General features: G+C 58.6%; 2 protein-coding genes. Both read right to left on the bottom strand.

Annotated features, from left to right (window positions below; translation table 11 throughout):
• Position 1: 1 nt before the first annotated feature.
• A protein-coding gene (locus LK12_RS24420) for an IS5 family transposase (RefSeq protein WP_156135602.1) occupies positions 2 to 768 on the bottom strand; the annotation gives its coding sequence in 2 pieces (ribosomal slippage) (positions 2 to 456 and positions 456 to 768; 768 coding nt in all).
• 44 nt (positions 769 to 812) lie between these two features.
• Positions 813 to 1,079 (bottom strand): hypothetical protein, encoded by a 267-nt coding sequence (locus tag LK12_RS24805; protein WP_156135601.1) that lies wholly within the window; start codon positions 1,077 to 1,079, stop codon positions 813 to 815.
• Positions 1,080 to 1,121: the final 42 nt, after the last annotated feature.

Genomic DNA, 1,121 nt, shown 5'->3' with positions numbered 1-1,121 from the left:
GCTAGGGCGTAGACTCATAAACGCGGAGCCACAGCCGCATCGAAGCCAGTTGGACCATGGCGAGGAAGTTCTCGGCGAGTTTGTCGTAGCGGGTTGCGACCCTGCGGAAGTGCTTCAGCTTGGAGAAGAAGCGCTCAATTAGGTTCCGCTCGCGATAGAGCCACGTGCTGAAGTATGGCTTCGATCGCCGGTTTATCTTGGGAGGGATGTTGGCGAAGGCCCCCTTCTCGCGGAGAGACGCCCGGATGCGATCCGCATCGTATGCCTTGTCCGCGAGCACGATTGTTCCGCTCCCAACATGGTCAAGCAGATCGTCAGCGGCAAGGCCGTCATGGCTTTGCCCAGCGGTCAGGCTCAGTCGGATCGGAAGACCTTGCCCATCGACGACCGCGTGGATTTTGGTCGTGAGCCCACCTCGGGAACGACCGAGACAATGATCTCGATCCCCCTTTTTGCCGTCGCGGCCTGTTGGTGGGCGCGAACGGAAGTGCTGTCGATCATCTGGATGTCGCCATCGTGGGCAGCGGTGATGGCGTCCATCATCCGATCCCACACGCCAGCTTTTCGCCAGCGCACGAAGCGGTTGTAGCAGGTGGTACGCGGGCCATAACGCTCGGGCAGATCGCGCCACGGCGCACCGGAACGCAGCACCCAGAAGATGCCGTTCAGCACGCGCCGGTCATCGACGCGCGGCACGCCTCGGGATTTGTTGGGTAGAAGCGGTTCGATCACGCACCACTCGAAGTCGGTCAAATCATATCGGCTCATGCCGAAGCTGAATCAGACTTCTTTCCGCAAGGGAAGGCCGAGCATCAAACACTCTCTCGGGGAATAAAGCGCTTGTTCGTGATGTGCAGGTTCTTCCAGTCCGGAAAGTCTCGCCAACCACCTCCCGCGCCAGAAATGACAAACGCCCGAAGAGTGGAATTCCCAGGTCCGGTTAAGGCGTAAGGTTCAGCTACGTAATGTTCCTCGTCGACGTCGACCTCGATGACAAGGTGCGTTCGGATAGCGTCGGAAAGGTCAAGGTCCATCAATACATCAATCAGCCCATCGTTGCCGCGCTTGTCAACGATCACGCTCCTTGCGCAGCCACTTCGAATTTATGAGTTCACGACCTA

This window comes from Novosphingobium malaysiense (genome assembly GCF_000802225.1).
In the GTDB taxonomy this organism is placed as follows: Bacteria; Pseudomonadota; Alphaproteobacteria; order Sphingomonadales; family Sphingomonadaceae; genus Novosphingobium; species Novosphingobium malaysiense.
Note: the sequence above shows the minus strand (reverse complement) of the source record. Positions and strands in the feature narration are given on the sequence as shown.